The following is a 17,290-nucleotide window of genomic DNA, read 5'->3' as shown; positions in this document are numbered from 1 at the left end:
AGAGGTAAGAGTGATAAATGTTAGTAGTTTTTTTCAAAGTGTCCTTGACATAGGGTCCACTTTATATAGGGCAGACCGTTTATTTTATACTTTCCTTAATGCCCAAAGCAAAGCCTCTCTTGGTGAAGCATAGTGAAGTTGCCAGTCGTTTCCTGCTGCAAATAGAGTGAGTGTATTCGTTTTAATATTAGCTTCTGCGTTACTTATCTTCCATCTTTTATGATGAATATCTCCTCTAAGTAATGATCTTCCCTTAATGGTCCATAAAATATACCTCTCTACGAACCAATGGACCAGTGTCCCCTCATCGGGGTAATAAAACTCAGAAACTGGCCTATAATTCCCCTCAAAATTACCGAATGATTTGTTTTTTCGATGACTAAAATAGCTAAAGCGCCCACTTTCTTTGGTGAGTTCCATATCCGCATAATGATACGGAAGTGAAAACGTCCTAGCACCGATGACTGCAGGAAGAAGGTTGGCATCTAGACTGAAAAAGTAAACACCTGACACTCCTTGATGTTTAACATACGTACGAACATTCACTTCCAAATATGATTTTAGATAGGGGATTGCGGGCATTCCTCGCAGCCTCCAATCACTTACTTGAAATGGAATAATTCCGATCCATGCTTCGCCGTCAAATGTATCTAATTCCAACATAGGTGGGAGGTTTAATTTTAAAAGTTGTTTGGAGGCGGGCTGATGCATAAATAGCAAATGTTCCCACCTTTGCCTCATCATCCATGGACGATTGGTAGCGTGTTGTAACAGTTGGCTTGGCAAATCAACACTTCCTTTCTAAATGAACTTTAATAGTAGACATTCTCCCCTAAAACTCATTGATTTAGTTAGATTATACTTAATCCCTGGTTTATTGTTCTAAACAAGAGAGAGAATATTAATTACCTTGAATTATCAGAAAAGTTAATATATAGTAAAATGTAGATTGGACTTTTTTTAAGAGTTATATACTGACTGGTTAGTATTATGATTCTTGAATAAGGGGAACGTACAGGATAAGTATGAAGGAAGTGTTGTTCCTTTTTTTGAAAGCGTTATCATTAATTAAGGTATAAAGTCAGTATGTGATGAGGAAAGGGTGAATACGGAGGATTGTAGTTAAAGAGCAAACACGGAGAGAATGAAGGAGTGAAACCATGAGGCTTAAAGGGAAAAATGCGATTATTACCGGGGGAGCTAGTGGAATTGGTCATGCTACGGCCGTTCGAATGTCAGATGAAGGTGCCGAAATCCTTATCTGCGATCGTAATCGGGCAAAAGGAGAAGAGGTAGTCAAGGAAATTGAAGACAAAGGAGGAAGTGCAGCGTTTTTCGAAACAGATGTTACGAAGGAATCTAGTGTCAAAGAGGCTGTCGCCTATGCCAAAAATAGCTTCGGATCAATCGATATTTTATTTAACAATGCAGGTGTCGGAGGTGATGAGAAGAAGCTTCATGAAATGACAGAGTTGGAGTGGGAGCGTGTCGTCGATACCAATTTGAAGGGTGTGTTTTTTGGAATGAAGCATGCTATTCCCGTAATGATGGAATATGGCAAAGGGGCGATCACTAATACGTCAAGTGTACTCGGGTTTAAAGGCAAAAAAAGAGTGAGTGCCTATAATGCTTCAAAAGGGGGGATCGTAACACTGACAAAGAACGGAGCTTTAGAATATGGACGCTATGGTATCCGTGTCAATGCAGTGGGTCCTGGTGTTATTGATACACCAATTGTTGACAAATGGCGTGAAGATAAGCGCAAATGGGACGTGGTATCTTCTGCAAATGCTTTGGGGCGTATTGGCAAACCTGAGGAAGTTGCAGAAGCTGTCGTATTCTTATCTTCAGATCAGGCTTCTTTTATTACAGGGGAAACGTTGATGGTTGATGGTGGAGGATTAACATTCTAAATTTCTTAAGGAGGAATTACTAATGGAACAAGTATGGAAAAAGCATTATCCAGAACATATTCATTCAGAAATTGAGGTTCCAAGCGTACCTTTGACGGCCATTCTCGAAGACTCTGCCCGTCAGTATCCTGACAAACCGGCCTTGTCCTTTTATGGAAATGAAATTACCTATCACCAATTAGCTGTACAGAGTGCTGGATTCGCTTCGTCTCTGCAACATCAAGGAGTCAGTAAAGCGGATCGTGTGGCTATAATGCTGCCAAACTGCCCACAATACGTCATTAGCTATTATGGTATCTTGCAGGCGGGTGGTGTCGTTACCCAAGTGAATCCGATGCTTGTCGATCGTGAGCTTGAACATATTTTAACAGACTCAGGGGCGGAAACCATTGTCATCTACGCTCCGCTTGTTCCTATTCTGGAAAAAATTAAAGACCAAACATCGATCAAAAATGTAGTAGTCGTTCAATTTACGGGAGATTATGAAAAGACAGGAAGTGAAAATGAGTTTACTGAATTCTTACAAAGTGCACCAGGACCGCCTCGACCTGTTGAGATAGAACCGAAAGAGGATTTAGCTGTGCTTCAATACACAGGAGGGACGACAGGACGTTCGAAAGGAGCAATGCTCACCCACCGAAATGTTGTAGCTAATGTGTTGCAAACGTATCAATATTTTCAAGATGAGATGGAAATGGGAGAAGAACGTTGTTTAACCGTTATTCCATTATTTCACGTTTTTGGTATGACCTCTTGTATGAACTTGTCGATTTACACGGGTTCCAAGAGCATTATGCTGCCCCGTTTTGAAATCGAAGAAGTATTAAATACCATTAAGCAAGAGCAACCGACAATGTTCCCAGGAGTACCTACCATGTATGTAGGTATTACGAGTCACCCGAAGGCAGAAGAGTATGGAATTGGGAGTATTCGTGTTTGTAATAGTGGAAGCGCCCCTATGCCGCAAGAACTAATGAGGAGTTTTGAAGCGAAAACAGGAGCACGAATTTTTGAAGGATATGGATTATCTGAAACAGCACCAGTTACCCACTGTAATCCGATGTTTGGTGAACGCAAACCAGGAAGTGTTGGTATTGGCGTTCCATCAACAGATTATAAAATTGTTGATGTTGGCAGTGGAACCGAAGAAATGCAAGTTGGGGAAACGGGTGAGATTATAATTCATGGACCACAAGTTATGAAAGGTTACTGGAACAATCTTGAGGAAACGGCAACAGCCATTCGGGATGGTTGGCTTTATACGGGCGATATTGGACGAGTGGATGATGAAGGTTACTTGTACATTTTAGATCGCAAGAAAGATATGATCATTGCTAGTGGATACAATGTCTATCCTCGTGATGTAGAGGAAATCCTTTACGAACATGAGGACGTTCAAGAGGCTGTCGTCATTGGTGTTCCTGATGAATATAGAGGAGAAAGTGTCAAAGCTGTTGTTGTTTTAAATGAAGGTAAATCAACTACAGAAGAGGAGTTAATTCAATTCTGTCGGGATAATATGGCAGTATATCGAGTACCGAGGGAAATAGAATTTCGGAGAGAACTGCCGAAAACGAACGTAGGAAAAATACTCCGTCGAACGATACGTGAAGAATCTTCCAAAAAAGTATAGTTGAAACAAAGTCCTTATAGAAGAAGGTGACTCTATGGATGGTTATGTAAAACAACTACAAGAGAAGAAAGATGAAGCGATTCAAAAGTCAGAGCACAAAAAACGCAAAAAAGGAAGTCTTTCAGCAAGAGAGAGAATTAATCTGCTTGCGGATGAAGGGTCCTTTTTAGAATTAGGCGGATTAGCGCATTCTTCCGTACCTGGCATGGAAACCAAGACCCCTGCAGATGGCTTGGTCGGAGGATTAATAAAAGTAGAAGGTAGAGAAGCAGTTGTTCAAGCCATGGATGTTTCTGTTCTCTCTGGAACAGAAGGAGAAGTTCATCTCCGGAAAAGTGAATACTTTCAATCTTATGCGAAAAAGCGAAAGCTGCCCATCTTCAATTTATGTGAAGGTGGTGGGCTTAGAATGCCAGATGGGATGGGGTCGGATGGAATAAGTGATAAGCTTTTTCCGTCAACTTTACTAGATCACAGTCGAGAGACACCTATTTTAACAGCTATTTTAGGAGAAAGTTACGGCGGTCCTACGTGGATGGCAGTTACTTCTGATTTTGTTACACAAGTCAAAGGTTCAGGAATGGCCGTTGCTGGACCAAGAATGCTGGAGATGGCGAGTGGTGAAAACCTAACAGCAGAAGAACTCGGTGGTCCAGAAATCCACGCTAAATATACGGGTCAAATTGACCATATTGCAAATAGTGAACACGAGGCGATGGATGCCCTCCGACGTTTTTTTCGTTATTTGCCTTCCCACTCTGGAGAAACCCCATCGCTCTCTGAAGAACCACGTAATGTAAAGGATGGGGATGTAGAGTTTGGAACGATTGTACCTGAAAACAACCGGCGTGCTTATGATATGGAAAAAGTGATTCGGGTTCTTGTTGATCAAGACTCTTACATGGACTTTCGTTCCTTTTATGGAAAAGCCCTTGTTACTGGGTTGGCTCGATTAAATGGAAGGACAGTTGGAATTATCGCAAATCAGCCGATTTATATGGCTGGTTCACCAGGTCCAGAAGAGTGCGACAAGGCAGTGGACTTCATCTGTTTGTGTGATTCTTACCATATTCCATTATTATTTTTACACGACACACCGGGCTTTCGTGTGAGCAGTAATGCTGAAAAACAAAAGATGCCATCAAAAATTATGAATTGGAATACGGCTTTGGCAAAATCAACGGTTCCTAAGTATTCAGTTGTCATTCGTAAAAGTATTGGGGCAGCTTATGGCAACATGTGTGGTCCAGGTATGGGGGCGGACGTAGTTGCAGCTTGGCCGTCAGCGGAAATTAACTTCACTGGACCTGAAGTAGGAGTGAATGTTGTGTATGGTAGACAAATTCAACAATCAGACAACCCTAAAGCAGAACGGGAAAGTTTATTAGAACAGTGGGCATTTGATAGTTCCCCATATAAAGCAGCTGGGAAGTTTTTGATTGAAGATGTGATTGAACCAAGTCAAACTCGTGCATTTTTAATGAGGTTACTTGAATCAGCAACATCAGCTGGTCCTATAAAAAGTGAAAGACGCTTGGCTGAATGGCCGATGTCTCAATGATGAGCTGGAATGGACCGTAGACGAAACACGACAATAGCGGAGGTGTTTTAAATGGGAAAGGTCGAGACGGTTTTGGGTCCAGTAGAATCTAGTAAACTAGGAAAGACACTTATTCATGAACATTTTTATTTCGGTTATCCTGGATTTCAAGGGGATATGACACTTGGAACAAATGATTTTGAGAAAAAGAAGCAACAGGGAATTGAAGTTGCAAAAATGATCCAACAGCAAGGGGTTGAAACGGTGGTAGACCCGACACCTAACGAGTGCGGCCGTGATGTAAACTTGCTTCAAGCGGTCTCAGAGGCTACGGGATTAAAGATTATTTGTGCCACCGGATTTTATTATGAAGGAGAGGGAGCCACTCCGTATTTTAAATTCAGACAGCAGTTAGGAACCGCGGAAGAAGAAATATACGAAATGTTCATGGAAGAAATTACAAATGGAATAGAAGGAACAGGAATCAAACCTGGGATTATTAAGTTAGCTTCTAGCAAAAGTGAAATTACAGAATATGAGCTAATGTTTTTTCGAGCAGCTGTTAAAGCACAGAAAGAAACAGGGATTGTTCTCCTAACCCATACCCAAGAAGGAACTATGGGTCCCGAACAAGCTGAATTATTGATTGAAGCAGGAGCAGACCCAACTAAAATTGTTATTGGTCACATGTGTGGTTCTACAGATATCAATCAACATTTGCAAGTTCTCCACAAAGGGGTGTATATCGCGCTTGACCGCTGGGGGTTACAAGGGGCTGTCGGTGCGCCCATGGATGAAGAACGAATGGGTGTATTATCTGGACTTATTGGGTTAGGGTACGAGAAACAAATTTTCCTTTCTCATGATACAGTGAATGTCTGGTGGGGACGCGAACCCGTTATGCCTGACCAACTTGCTAGCCTTTTGCAAAATTGGCGACCTGATCACTTATTCCGTAACGTCCTGCCAAGCCTTCTAGAGCGGGGAGCGATAACTGAAGGCCATATTACACAAATGTTCCAAGCGAATTCAGCGAAGCTATTTACTTAAGACTCATAAAGAAATGTTTGTAAAAATAATATCGAATATAGATTAAGTCTCTCGTTAGTGTGGAGAGGCTTTTCTTTTGTGAGTTTATGTAAAGATATAACCAAGGAATTATCAATTATTATATAAAACCCCCACCGAAATTAAATATCTCGATGGGGGTTGCTAGAAGATTTACCTTATTTTGCGATGAACATTTGTGTCCAATAGTTACCATTCTCAGCATGGCCAACGCCAATGTGAGTAAAGGAGGAGTTCATGATGTTTTTGCGATGTCCTTCACTGTTCATCCATCCTTCAACAACTTGCTCAGGAGAAGTTTGCCCTCTAGCGATGTTCTCTCCAGCCGTTGTATAATCGATTCCATATTCATTCATCATATCAAACGGTGACCCATAAGTTGGGCTATTGTGTGAAAAATACCCGTTCTGCTGCATATCTAGTGATTTGTCTTTTGCTACGCCACTAAGTTCAGTATCTAATTTAAGTGGTGCTAGTCCTTCTTTAGCACGTTCCTCGTTTGTTAGCTCGACTACCTGTTGTTCAAAAGCGGATACTTCAGAGCTTGTTTCAGCTTGTTCGGTGTTTGTTTCTTCCTGTGTAGCCTCTTCGGTAGGTTGTTCTTCTGTTGTTTCTTCTTCAGCTGGTTGCTCTTGTGGAGCTTCAGTAGTTTGTTGTTCTTTCTGAGTTGGCTGCTGATCAGCTGGCTGTTCTACAGGTGCTTCTGGTTGTTCTGCTTCAGGCTGTTCCTCAGCTGGAGCAGGTTGTTCCGTGTTTTGATGACCTTGTTGTAGTTGGTCGAACAGAGACTGTAGATCTATATTCTGAGAATTATTTACTTTTAATAGATCTTCATTCTGAGATATCCATTCGAAAGCCTTCTCTACATGGCTGTCTTTTTGTTCTGCTTGATACCCTTGGCTATCCCCTGTTGACGCTAGAGAAGTAGCTGGAGCCGTTAAAAGTGATAGGGCAAGTGCTCCTGAAATAATAATTGACTTGCGTTTCATATTTAGCTTCCTCCTTGTGTGCTGTTTTTTGCTACAACTTCATCCTATCATTCAATTCTTGTAATATATCAGGATATATTTGGATGACTTAAGGGGAGATATCGTTTATGAAAGACTGATATAATGAATTGGTGAGAATTCTCCATCCACCCCTTGATGTATAAGATATTAGATGGAAATTCCTTTGGATGTATATTTTTATTTAAATGGAATGATTAAGTTAAATGAGTGATATTTTACCAATAAACTTATGTTGACAAGTTGAGAATATCGGATGTTTTTTTACGAATGTTACGCTAAGATTACGCAAATTACTTTAAGATGAAGGTGCGGATGAAGGTTTTTAATTATATTCGGTGTATTCGCAGAAATTCTGATAATTATTATGCGAAAGCAATTATTTCCCCGGAAATAAGAATATATTACCGAATCCCGTTTGTTCACGATGCATTTTCTATTAAAATAATAGTTCTTTCTACTTTAAATTTAACGTTTCTGATGATCGTGATATTTCATTCATTAAAGCACCGCAAGTTTTGTCGTAAGACTATGGATATAGTATAGTTATAATAAGAATGACTTTTCAGAAAATAGAGTGTAAGAAACGAGGGATTTTGACGAATGGTTAACCAAACGTTTTTATATCAACCAAAAATTTCAGAAGTCTTAAAAAATATTAATAGAGTGATGATAGGAAAAGATGAGGAAGCCTTGCTTAGTGTTGTTGCTTTGCTTGCGAAAGGACATGTTTTATTAGAGGATGTCCCAGGTGTAGGAAAGACGATGCTTGTTCGTACGTTAGCGAAATCACTAGATTGTGACTTTAAACGCATCCAATTCACCCCAGACTTGCTACCTTCAGATGTAACGGGTGTTTCCATTTATAATCCTAAGACGTTAGAGTTTGAGTTTCGCGCTGGCCCCATCTTAGGGAATATCGTGTTAGCAGACGAAATTAACCGTACATCTCCTAAGACACAATCTTCATTACTAGAGGGTATGGAAGAAACAAGTATAACAGTAGAAGGGGAGCCGGTACCTCTTCAAAAGCCATTCTTCGTTATGGCTACGCAAAACCCGATTGAATATGAAGGAACATACCCTCTTCCTGAAGCCCAACTGGATCGGTTCTTACTTAAACTAAGAATGGGATATCCAAATGCAAAGCAGGAAATGGAAATGCTTGCTCGGACTTCCGGAAGTCATCCGATTCATGAAGTCAAGGCTGTTTTGACTCGTGAAGAACTTGTTGACTTGCAAACAGAAGTAGAAAACGTTTATGTGGATCAAACCGTCCATCGTTATATCGTTGATTTGGTAACAGGAACAAGAAGTCACCAGGGGGTATCTCTAGGGGTAAGTCCACGTGGGTCTATTTCCTTAATGAAAGCGGCAAAGGCTTATGCTTTTATAATGGATCGTGATTATGTGTTACCGGATGATGTGAAGTTTCTGGCACCTTACGTTTTATCCCATCGGATGATTCTCACTTCAGAATCAAAATTTGAAGGATTATCGCCTGAAGATATCGTCTCTGAACTTTTATCTCAAATATCAGTGCCTGTGCAGAGGAATGTAAGTGAATGAGACAAACCTTTCATTTTACAGCAAGACTAATTACAGTTTCTCTTCTATTTGCCTCGCTTTTTTCTTATGCCATGTTTCAAGGGGGATTCGTCAGCTGGTTCCTCTTTTACAGCTTTTTACCTTTCCTTATCTATATGGTGGCTCTCACGTTTTATCGTATGGATAGATGGGAGGTTAAACGGAGTTTATCTAAACGTGTAGCAACCGCAGGTGAGACTATTGATGTTGACATAGAGATTGATAGAAAGTTCCCCTTCCCCATGTATTACTGTGTGGTCGAGGAATATTTCCCTAAGTCATTAATGAAAAAAGACCTTCATTTTGAAAAATACCGTGAAATGGACCATTCGGGTGCTTTAGAAGAAGTGCGTGACATTAAAAAAATTTCTTTCCCATGGTTTAAACGACACATGAAATATCACTATCAACTTGAAAAACTTCCTCGAGGAGCCCATGATATAAAAGCATTACGTGTGAAAACAGGAGACTTTTTTGGCTTTATTAAAAAGGAATACGTTTATCAATTAGATAACCGCCTCCTCGTTTTCCCTTGTCAACGTCGAGTGAATCTAACGGAGAAAGCTTATAGTATTGAACAAGGAGCGAGTCCTTCATTTAAACTAAACGAGAAAAATACTAATGTTGTATCAGGCGTTAGGGAATACGTCCCTGGAGACCGTTTCTCATGGATTGATTGGAAAACAACAGCCAAGAGTAATCAAATGATGACAAAAGAATTTGAACAAGAAAAAAGTGTGGATATGATTCTTATATTAAACGCTGTTTACCAAGAAAAGAGTAAACCATTAAGCTTTGAGGGGGCAGTGGAATTCAGTGCTTCTTTACTAGAAGAATTGAATAAAAAGTCATCTCAACTCGCTTTTATGACTTTGGGAGATAGCCGGCGTTATTTCCCGTCTCAAAAAGATAAGCAGTATAAAGCTATGATTCAACAGCACTTGGCGCAAATTGAGCCAATTGGAAAATCCCCATTTGCATATCAGTTAGAACGGGAGCGATTACAACTTCCAACAGGAATGGTAGTGTTTATAGTTAGCCATCATTTAGATGTGCAAGTTTTAGAAAGCATGACGAGGATCGCTCAGAAAAGTAAACGAGTCATCTTCTTTTATGTGAAACCTGCTAAACAGCTAGAATTTAATGATCATAAGTTAATGAAAAAACTGACTAGTTCAGGGGTCGCCGTTAATCTATTATCTGAAGACGAACTAGTACAACAAGAATTTGAGGTGAATACATAGTGAACCTCTCATCTGTTCGCCAATTAAATATGTACCGGATTATTATTTATATTTGTGGGTTTTTACTGTTCAGTGAATGGTTGAGACCCCTTGAGATTATTGCTGATTTCAATAATGTTAGCATCTTCTTTATCTATGCTGCTTTTTGTTTCTTTATCTCTTTTATACAACTTAATGGAGTTATATCCATTTTCTTGAAACTAATGGGGCTTGTTTTTATTATAGACGGGCTCTATATTGCGGAAAGGATATTCAGCCGTAACTGGTTTTCAGTGAGTTATGATCAAATTATATACAATTATCAAGTGATCGAATCCCAACAGTGGTGGCAAATGACACCGATGTTTAGAAGTTTGCTATTTCTTATTCTGCTTTGGTTAATGAGTTATTTACTATTTTATTGGTTTATCGTGGCCAAACGTATGTTTATCTTTGTTTTACTAACTATCATTTATGTTACCGTTGTCGATACTTTCACTATTTATGATGGAAAATGGGCGATCATTCGTACGTTCTCCCTATCGATGATTGCGCTAGGCCTTGCGCACTTTTTCAAGGAGATGGAAAAAGAATCGATATCTATAGGAAGAATTAGTAAACCTTATAAGTGGGTTCTTCCTCTAACTGGTGTAATAGTCCTTTCTTCCCTCTTTGGATATGCTTCGCCGAAATTAACGCCGCAATGGCCAGACCCTGTCCCACATATAATGAGCGCAAATCCTGGAGCAGGCACTGGCCCAGGAGGCAACGGAGGTCCTGTGCAAAAAGTAGGGTATGGTGAAAATGACTCTCAGCTTGGAGGCGGCTTTATTCAAGACGACACCCCTGTTTTTAGAGCGTTTGCTAATGACCGACAGTATTGGAGGATTGAATCCAAAGATACGTACACAGGAAAAGGATGGGAAGATACGTTAGATGAAGAAACAAGCACCGTTTCACCTGAAGATTTAGAATTTGAAACGTTCACGAATGAAGTAGATACCGAAGAACATATCGCTCTGCTTGATTTTACAGGTGCCGCAAACTTTAATAAACTCGTATATCCTTATGGTGCTCGTACCTTGCATGGTACAAATGAAAGTGGCTTGTCTAGAAGTCCGTTCCCAAGCAATATTACATTAAACCTCCATGAAGAAACGGGAGAAATTGATACAGTTCAAAATGGTAATAGTACTCAAATGGAGGAGTACATGATCGAATACAACCAGCCGTCATTTGAATACAACCAACTGCGCGAAGTAGACGCAGAAGACCCGCAAGAAATAGTTGAGCAGTACACTCAACTTCCTAATGATTTACCAAATCGGGTGATCAACTTAGCGGATCAAATCGTTGAAGATGAAGATAACCGATACGATCAAGCAAAAGCTGTAGAATCATACTTTGCCGCCAATGACTTTGAATACGACACAGAAGACGTAGAGGTACCTGAAGGAAATGAAGACTATGTTGATCAATTCCTTTTCGACACAAAAATAGGCTACTGTGATAACTTTTCGACATCTATGGTCGTCCTATTACGATCCCAGGATATCCCGGCGCGGTGGGTAAAAGGATTTACTGGTGGAGAACCAATGAACCAAACCGCCCCCATTGGAGATGAAGAACTAAGCATCTATGAAGTAACGAGCGGAAATGCCCACTCCTGGGTAGAAGTTTACTTTCCAGAAGTCGGCTGGGTCCCATTTGAACCCACCAAAGGATTCTCCAACAACACAGACTTTCACCTAGATGTAGAAGAAAGTGAAGGAGAATCAACTAGCGATGAAAACGACGAAGCCGCAAACCAAGACGAAAACGACCCAGAAAATCCAAGTCAGGCCGCCCAACAAGAAAACGCAGAGTCTGACAATGAGAATGGCGCAAGCGGAATAAATAACGATAATAATTATACAGCCCTATGGGTGACGCTAGGAATAGTTACCGTTATTGCAACCATTCTTTACTTTATCAGACATCGCTTAATGGCCGTCTATATCAATCGTAAATTAAGAAAAAATCAAGACCGAGACACGTTTGAGAAAGCTTATCTCTTCCTATTAAAGTTACTCGAAAATAGAGACTTGAAGCGTCATGATAATCAGACGCTTAGAGACTATGCAAGGAAGGTCGACGATCATTATCAAAATAACGACATGCGCCAATTAACAAACCATTACGAACGAATGCTTTACCGAAACGAAAACGATAATAGTCAAATGAAAAAAGTCACAGAATTATGGGAAAATTTAATTAAAAATACATTGTCTTGATTCCGTTCATTGCGGTTGATAGAATGAATGGAATTAACCAATAACCTTCATATATCCTTGGTAATATGGACCGAGAGTCTCTACCGGAGCACCGTAAACGCTCTGACTATGAAGGCAGGAATCATGTAACGTATAGATTTTTTACATGGACTTCTGCCTTCACGTCTAGAAACGGAGGTAGAAGTCCATTTTTTAATGGGCAACTTTAGAAAAAAGGAGATGAGCACCAATGGAACAGGTACAAGGTATGATCCTCGTCCTCGATTTTGGAAGTCAATACAATCAATTAATCACTCGTCGAATCCGTGAATTTGGCGTTTATAGTGAACTGCGTTCTCATAAGATCACAGTTGAGGAAATTAAAGATATTAACCCTAGTGGGATTATCTTATCTGGTGGTCCAAACAGTGTTTATGGTGAAAACAGTTTTCGTTGCGATGAAGACCTATTTGAACTAGGCATTCCCGTTCTAGGAATCTGTTATGGAATGCAGCTGATGACTCATCACTTTGAAGGAAAAGTAGAACGTGCCCATCAGCGTGAATATGGAAAGGCGGATATTTCTGTCCAAGAAGATACGCTACTTTTCCGAAAAACACCGAAGGAACAAACGGTTTGGATGAGTCATAGTGACAAAGTTATGGAAGCTCCATCCGGTTTCACAGTGGATGCTACAAGCCCGTCTTGTCCTGTTGCAGCCATTGGCAATGATAATAAACGCATGTACGGCGTTCAATTTCACCCGGAAGTTCGTCATTCAGAATATGGTAACGATATTTTACGAAGTTTCGTATTCGATGTATGTGAGGCGACAGATGATTGGACGATGGATCACGTCGTTGATATGGAAGTCGAAAAGATTCGTGAACAAGTAGGCGATCGTAAAGTCCTTTGTGCTTTAAGTGGAGGAGTAGATTCTTCCGTTGTAGCAGCTCTAATTCATAAAGCCATCGGGGATCAGCTTACATGTATTTTTGTTGACCACGGATTGCTTAGAAAGAATGAAGGCGATGATGTAATGCGGACCCTTGGTGACGGATTTAATATGAATATTATAAAAGTGGATGCAAAAGACCGTTTCCTTGGTAAATTAACTGGCGTTTCTGATCCTGAAGAAAAACGTAAAATTATCGGTAATGAGTTTATTTATGTATTTGATGATGAAGCAGACAAGCTGCGCGATATCGATTTCTTAGCTCAAGGAACGCTGTATACGGATATTATTGAAAGTGGTACAGATACAGCACAAACGATTAAATCCCACCACAATGTCGGCGGACTACCAGAAGACATGCAGTTTCAGCTCATTGAACCACTAAATACACTTTTTAAAGACGAAGTTCGTGCCCTTGGAACCGAGCTTGGTGTACCTGAGCATATTGTATGGAGACAACCATTTCCTGGCCCTGGCTTAGCGATCCGAATTTTAGGAGCAGTTACCGATGAGAACCTGGAAATCGTGCGTGAGTCTGATGCGATATTGCGGGAGGAAATTAGGAATGCCGGACTTGATCGTGATATTTGGCAATACTTTACGGTGCTCCCTAATATCCGCTCTGTTGGTGTCATGGGCGACGAGCGTACGTATGATCACACGATCGGAATTCGCGCGGTAACCTCGATCGATGGCATGACCTCAGATTGGGCAAGGATTCCATGGGATGTATTGGAGAAAATATCCACTCGCATCGTAAACGAAGTAGAACACATTAACCGCGTCGTATATGACGTAACGAGTAAGCCGCCTTCCACTATTGAATGGGAATAGTCGAATATTCGTTTTATTTTTAGGAGGAATGTTCGGTTTTTGGGTTGACGATATTTGTCGACCCTTGTATGATATAAAATATAAATAAATAAAGCTGTCGTATAATTTTGGGGATAAGGCCCATGAGTTTCTACCGGACTACCGTAAATGGTCTTACTACGATAGGAAATAGCCACACGTCTATCATTGTCGTGTTGGCTGTATTCCTTGTAGATTCGTGTAGAACACTCTTGGCCATGGCTGAGGGTGTTTTTTGTTTATCGCTAGTTAACGAGAACATATTAGAAAGTAGATGACATTAACCTCGGCTAAGATCCAAAATCGAACAGTCACCATCATAGGGGAGGAAGAGAAAAAATGAAGAAATTTTTCAATTTCGAAGAATTAGGAACAAATTACCGCACAGAATTTTTAGCAGGGATGACCACTTTCCTCGCTATGGCTTATATTTTATTTGTTAACCCAGCTACACTTGCCATGACTGGCATTGAAGAGCTACCTGAAGGGGTCACTCGAATTGACGAAGGAGCAGTTTTTACAGCTACAGCGATTGCCGCAGCCATTGGTACGCTTCTAATGGGCGTACTAGCTAAATACCCGATCGCACTTGCACCAGGGATGGGATTAAACGCTTTTTTCGCTTATACCGTCGTTCTCACATACGGTATTCCTTGGGAAACAGCACTTTCTGGCGTACTCGCATCTGGACTTATTTTTATTATTTTAACTTTAACAGGACTACGCCAAAAAATTATCAACGCCATCCCAGCTAACCTGAAACTCGCAGTAGGTGCAGGGATCGGACTATTTATTGCTTTTATCGGTTTTCAAAATAGTGGAATTGTCGTAAGTGATGAAGCAACAATGGTAGCGTTGGGTGACCTTACACAATCAACTACGCTGCTTGCCATCTTCGGTATTGTGGTTTCCGTCATGCTACTTGCTTTAGGTGTTAGAGGTGGCATTTTCTACGGAATGATTCTTACCGCAATCGCAGGAATGGTCACAGGATTGATTGCACCACCAACAGGACTAGGAGGAGTCGTAGGTCCAGCACCAAGTATGGCACCTACATTTGGGGCAGCACTGACTCACTTTAGTGAAATTTTCACGATTGAAATGCTCGTCGTTATTTTAACATTCTTATTCGTAGACTTCTTCGATACAGCAGGAACCCTTGTTGCTGTTGGGACACAAGCTGGTTTTATGAAAGACAATAAACTTCCACGCGCAGGCCGTGCCCTATTCTCAGACTCGGCAGCAACCGTTGCTGGTGCCATTGCCGGAACCTCAACAACAACATCTTATATCGAATCAACTGCAGGTGTAGGAGCAGGCGGACGAACAGGATTTACCTCTGTCGTCACTGCCGGATTTTTCTTATTAGCCTTATTCTTCTCACCACTGCTGTCTGTTGTAACCGCCGAAGTAACCGCCCCAGCACTGATTATCGTTGGCGTCCTCATGGCTTCAACATTAAAGAACATCGACTGGGATCAATTTGAAATCGCCGTACCCGCCTTCTTTACGATTGCCGCCATGCCACTGACGTACAGCATCGCGACAGGAATTGCAATCGGATTTATCTTCTATCCTATAACCCTTTTATTAAAAGGCCGAGGAAAAGAGATACACCCAATTATGTATTTGTTATTCTTTATTTTCATCTTGTATTTTATATTCCTAGCCTAAGCGCTATGAAAAACAGAGGGAAGGCCCTTAAGACAGGGCCGACCTCAATCATCCTCAAGGTGTCGAATCTTAATCGGCTTCTGCCGCGTCGATTCGGAGATAAATCGGAACATTTGAATAACTAATAAACCATGTTTATACGTAGCTTCCATTTTGTCGCTTCGAACAGCAAATGGTAGATCAATACTCCTTTCAAATGCACCCGTAGCAATTTCTGATTTAATCTGATGACCGCCTCGATGGTTAATATCAATCGTACCTTTTAGTGTCAATGTGGAATGATCAACAACAACATCTACGTTTTTAGGATGATTCATGCCAGGAATGTTAACAATACAAAGTAACTCATTATCATATTGATACATGTTGATATTTGGGATGGAAGGTTTCATTATACCTTCAAAATCACCCCAGAAATCTTGGTCAAAAAAGTGATCTAAGTTCTTTTTCCAGTCTTCAAATTGTTTCATAAACGAACCCTTCCTCCGTTCGACAAATGTAATGAAAATATCTGATTGTGTAAGCTAGATATCATGGTATATAGTGTATTCAGATTGATCGTTTAGGTGAATGTCCCGTAGTATCTGCGTGATACTCACAAAATGAAATCATCTAAATGTGATGCTCTTTCATGTGGCTATGGAAAAGCATAGGAGGAATACCATGCTGGATAATACACTAGGGATGATCACCATCATTTTAGTAGTCAACATCGTTTATGTATCATTTTTTACGTTACGAATGATTTTAACGTTAAAAGGCCAGCGTTATTTTGCAGCTTTCATTAGTACGTTTGAAATTCTTGTATACATTTTAGGGTTAAGTTTGGTGCTTGATAACTTAAATCAAATTGAGAACGTGATTGCATATGCGGTTGGTTATGGGCTGGGAGTCATAGTCGGTATGAAAATTGAAGAGAAATTAGCCCTTGGTTATACGACTGTCAACGTGATTTCCTCAAGCCCTAATATTAAATTCACTGAAATTCTACGGGACAAAGGCTATGGGGTTACTAGTTGGTATGCTTACGGCATGGAAGGCGATCGCCTGGCTATGCAAATCCTTACCCCTCGTAAATATGAGCTTAAGCTTTATGAGACGATTAAATCCATTGACCCAAAAGCGTTCATCATTGCCTATGAGCCAAAGCAAATCCACGGCGGTTTTTGGGTGAAGCAAGTGAAGAAGGGAAGGATTCGCAATGGCAAAAAAGAACGTCAAAAAGCGTTATGAAGTTGGTGAAAAAGAAACCATTGATGAGTGTCTGGATCGTATAAAGAAAGATGGTTATACACCGATTCGTCGAGCGGAAGAACCCATTTTTCGAGAAGTTGTGCAAAATGGGGAAAAAACCGTTGAGCCTGTAGGAAGAACAATCATTTTCCAGGCAACTAAGCAGTAAACACGAACGATTTTAATGTAAATATTTTTTAATGTTCGTCATTTGCGTTGACGAAAGAATCAAATATTGCTATGATGAAATCAGAATTGCATATTGGACCTCATATAAGACGGGGATAAGGCCCGTACGTTTCTACCTGGATACCGTAAATGTCCGGACTATGAGGGGAGACCAAGCATTTGAT

General features: G+C 40.6%; 14 protein-coding genes and 3 riboswitches. Of the genes, 11 read left to right on the top strand and 3 right to left on the bottom strand.

Annotated features, from left to right (window positions below):
• Positions 1 to 84: 84 nt before the first annotated feature.
• A complete protein-coding gene (locus ACFQIC_RS15855) occupies positions 85 to 786 on the bottom strand; it encodes a YqjF family protein (protein ID WP_204711795.1) in 702 nt (233 codons plus the stop codon).
• Between the two features lie 374 nt (positions 787 to 1,160).
• Here ACFQIC_RS15855 and ACFQIC_RS15850 point away from each other — a divergent pair, with 374 nt between their 5' ends.
• The 4 genes from ACFQIC_RS15850 to ACFQIC_RS15835 are packed head-to-tail and all read left to right on the top strand — an operon-like array spanning position 1,161 to position 6,136.
• Positions 1,161 to 1,913 (top strand): SDR family NAD(P)-dependent oxidoreductase, encoded by a 753-nt coding sequence (locus tag ACFQIC_RS15850; protein ID WP_204711793.1) that lies wholly within the window; start codon positions 1,161 to 1,163, stop codon positions 1,911 to 1,913.
• 22 nt (positions 1,914 to 1,935) lie between these two features.
• A complete protein-coding gene (locus tag ACFQIC_RS15845; protein ID WP_204711791.1) occupies positions 1,936 to 3,546 on the top strand; it encodes a long-chain-fatty-acid--CoA ligase in 1,611 nt (536 codons plus the stop codon).
• Between the two features lie 34 nt (positions 3,547 to 3,580).
• A complete protein-coding gene (locus ACFQIC_RS15840; protein ID WP_204711789.1) occupies positions 3,581 to 5,107 on the top strand; it encodes an acyl-CoA carboxylase subunit beta in 1,527 nt (508 codons plus the stop codon).
• A 51-nt stretch (positions 5,108 to 5,158) separates the two neighbouring features.
• Positions 5,159 to 6,136: a phosphotriesterase family protein gene (locus ACFQIC_RS15835; protein ID WP_204711787.1), complete on the top strand. Its 978-nt coding sequence runs from the start codon at positions 5,159 to 5,161 to the stop codon at positions 6,134 to 6,136.
• Between the two features lie 176 nt (positions 6,137 to 6,312).
• On the opposite strand, the gene ACFQIC_RS15830 is transcribed toward ACFQIC_RS15835, so the two are convergent.
• Positions 6,313 to 7,143 carry a CAP domain-containing protein gene (locus ACFQIC_RS15830; protein WP_204711785.1) on the bottom strand — a complete coding sequence of 277 codons (831 nt, stop codon included), beginning with the start codon at positions 7,141 to 7,143 and terminating at the stop codon, positions 6,313 to 6,315.
• A 621-nt stretch (positions 7,144 to 7,764) separates the two neighbouring features.
• On the opposite strand from ACFQIC_RS15830, the gene ACFQIC_RS15825 reads away from it, so the two are divergent.
• The 5 genes from ACFQIC_RS15825 to ACFQIC_RS15805 all read left to right on the top strand — a co-directional run bounded on the left by ACFQIC_RS15825 (position 7,765) and on the right by ACFQIC_RS15805 (position 15,704).
• On the top strand, positions 7,765 to 8,730 hold the full coding sequence (locus tag ACFQIC_RS15825) for an AAA family ATPase (RefSeq protein ID WP_204711783.1): 966 nt from the start codon (positions 7,765 to 7,767) through the stop codon (positions 8,728 to 8,730).
• 158 nt (positions 8,731 to 8,888) lie between these two features.
• Positions 8,889 to 9,992, top strand: a complete 1,104-nt coding sequence (locus ACFQIC_RS15820; RefSeq protein WP_390217396.1) for a DUF58 domain-containing protein — start codon at positions 8,889 to 8,891, stop codon at positions 9,990 to 9,992.
• Positions 9,992 to 12,244: a DUF4129 domain-containing transglutaminase family protein gene (locus ACFQIC_RS15815; protein WP_390217394.1), complete on the top strand. Its 2,253-nt coding sequence runs from the start codon at positions 9,992 to 9,994 to the stop codon at positions 12,242 to 12,244. Before ACFQIC_RS15820 ends, ACFQIC_RS15815 begins: the two co-directional genes overlap by 1 nt.
• A 27-nt stretch (positions 12,245 to 12,271) precedes the next feature.
• A riboswitch (purine riboswitch) is annotated at positions 12,272 to 12,373 on the top strand.
• Positions 12,374 to 12,473: 100 nt separating this feature from the next.
• Positions 12,474 to 14,012: a glutamine-hydrolyzing GMP synthase gene (gene guaA, locus ACFQIC_RS15810; RefSeq protein ID WP_204711779.1), complete on the top strand. Its 1,539-nt coding sequence runs from the start codon at positions 12,474 to 12,476 to the stop codon at positions 14,010 to 14,012.
• A gap of 77 nt (positions 14,013 to 14,089) precedes the next feature.
• Positions 14,090 to 14,191: riboswitch (purine riboswitch) on the top strand.
• A 178-nt stretch (positions 14,192 to 14,369) separates the two neighbouring features.
• Entirely contained in the window at positions 14,370 to 15,704 is a 1,335-nt protein-coding gene (locus ACFQIC_RS15805) for an NCS2 family permease (RefSeq protein ID WP_204711777.1), read from the top strand.
• A 44-nt stretch (positions 15,705 to 15,748) separates the two neighbouring features.
• Here the strand turns inward: ACFQIC_RS15805 and ACFQIC_RS15800 are convergent, their stop codons facing one another.
• Entirely contained in the window at positions 15,749 to 16,174 is a 426-nt protein-coding gene (locus tag ACFQIC_RS15800; protein ID WP_204711774.1) for an Hsp20/alpha crystallin family protein, read from the bottom strand.
• Positions 16,175 to 16,367: 193 nt separating this feature from the next.
• Here ACFQIC_RS15800 and ACFQIC_RS15795 point away from each other — a divergent pair, with 193 nt between their 5' ends.
• Together ACFQIC_RS15795 and ACFQIC_RS15790 are read left to right on the top strand one after the other, a co-directional pair.
• Positions 16,368 to 16,937, top strand: coding sequence for a DUF2179 domain-containing protein (locus ACFQIC_RS15795; RefSeq protein ID WP_204711772.1), 570 nt, complete (start codon positions 16,368 to 16,370; stop codon positions 16,935 to 16,937).
• Entirely contained in the window at positions 16,906 to 17,106 is a 201-nt protein-coding gene (locus tag ACFQIC_RS15790) for an NETI motif-containing protein (RefSeq protein ID WP_204711770.1), read from the top strand. Before ACFQIC_RS15795 ends, ACFQIC_RS15790 begins: the two co-directional genes overlap by 32 nt.
• An 80-nt stretch (positions 17,107 to 17,186) precedes the next feature.
• Positions 17,187 to 17,287, top strand: a riboswitch (purine riboswitch).
• Positions 17,288 to 17,290: the final 3 nt, after the last annotated feature.

The sequence above is a fragment of the Halobacillus seohaensis genome, from assembly GCF_042663045.1.
Taxonomy (GTDB): domain Bacteria; phylum Bacillota; class Bacilli; order Bacillales; family Halobacillaceae; genus Halobacillus_A; species Halobacillus_A seohaensis.
The sequence above is the reverse complement of the archived record's forward strand: the minus strand, read 5'-3'. Positions and strand labels throughout refer to the sequence as shown.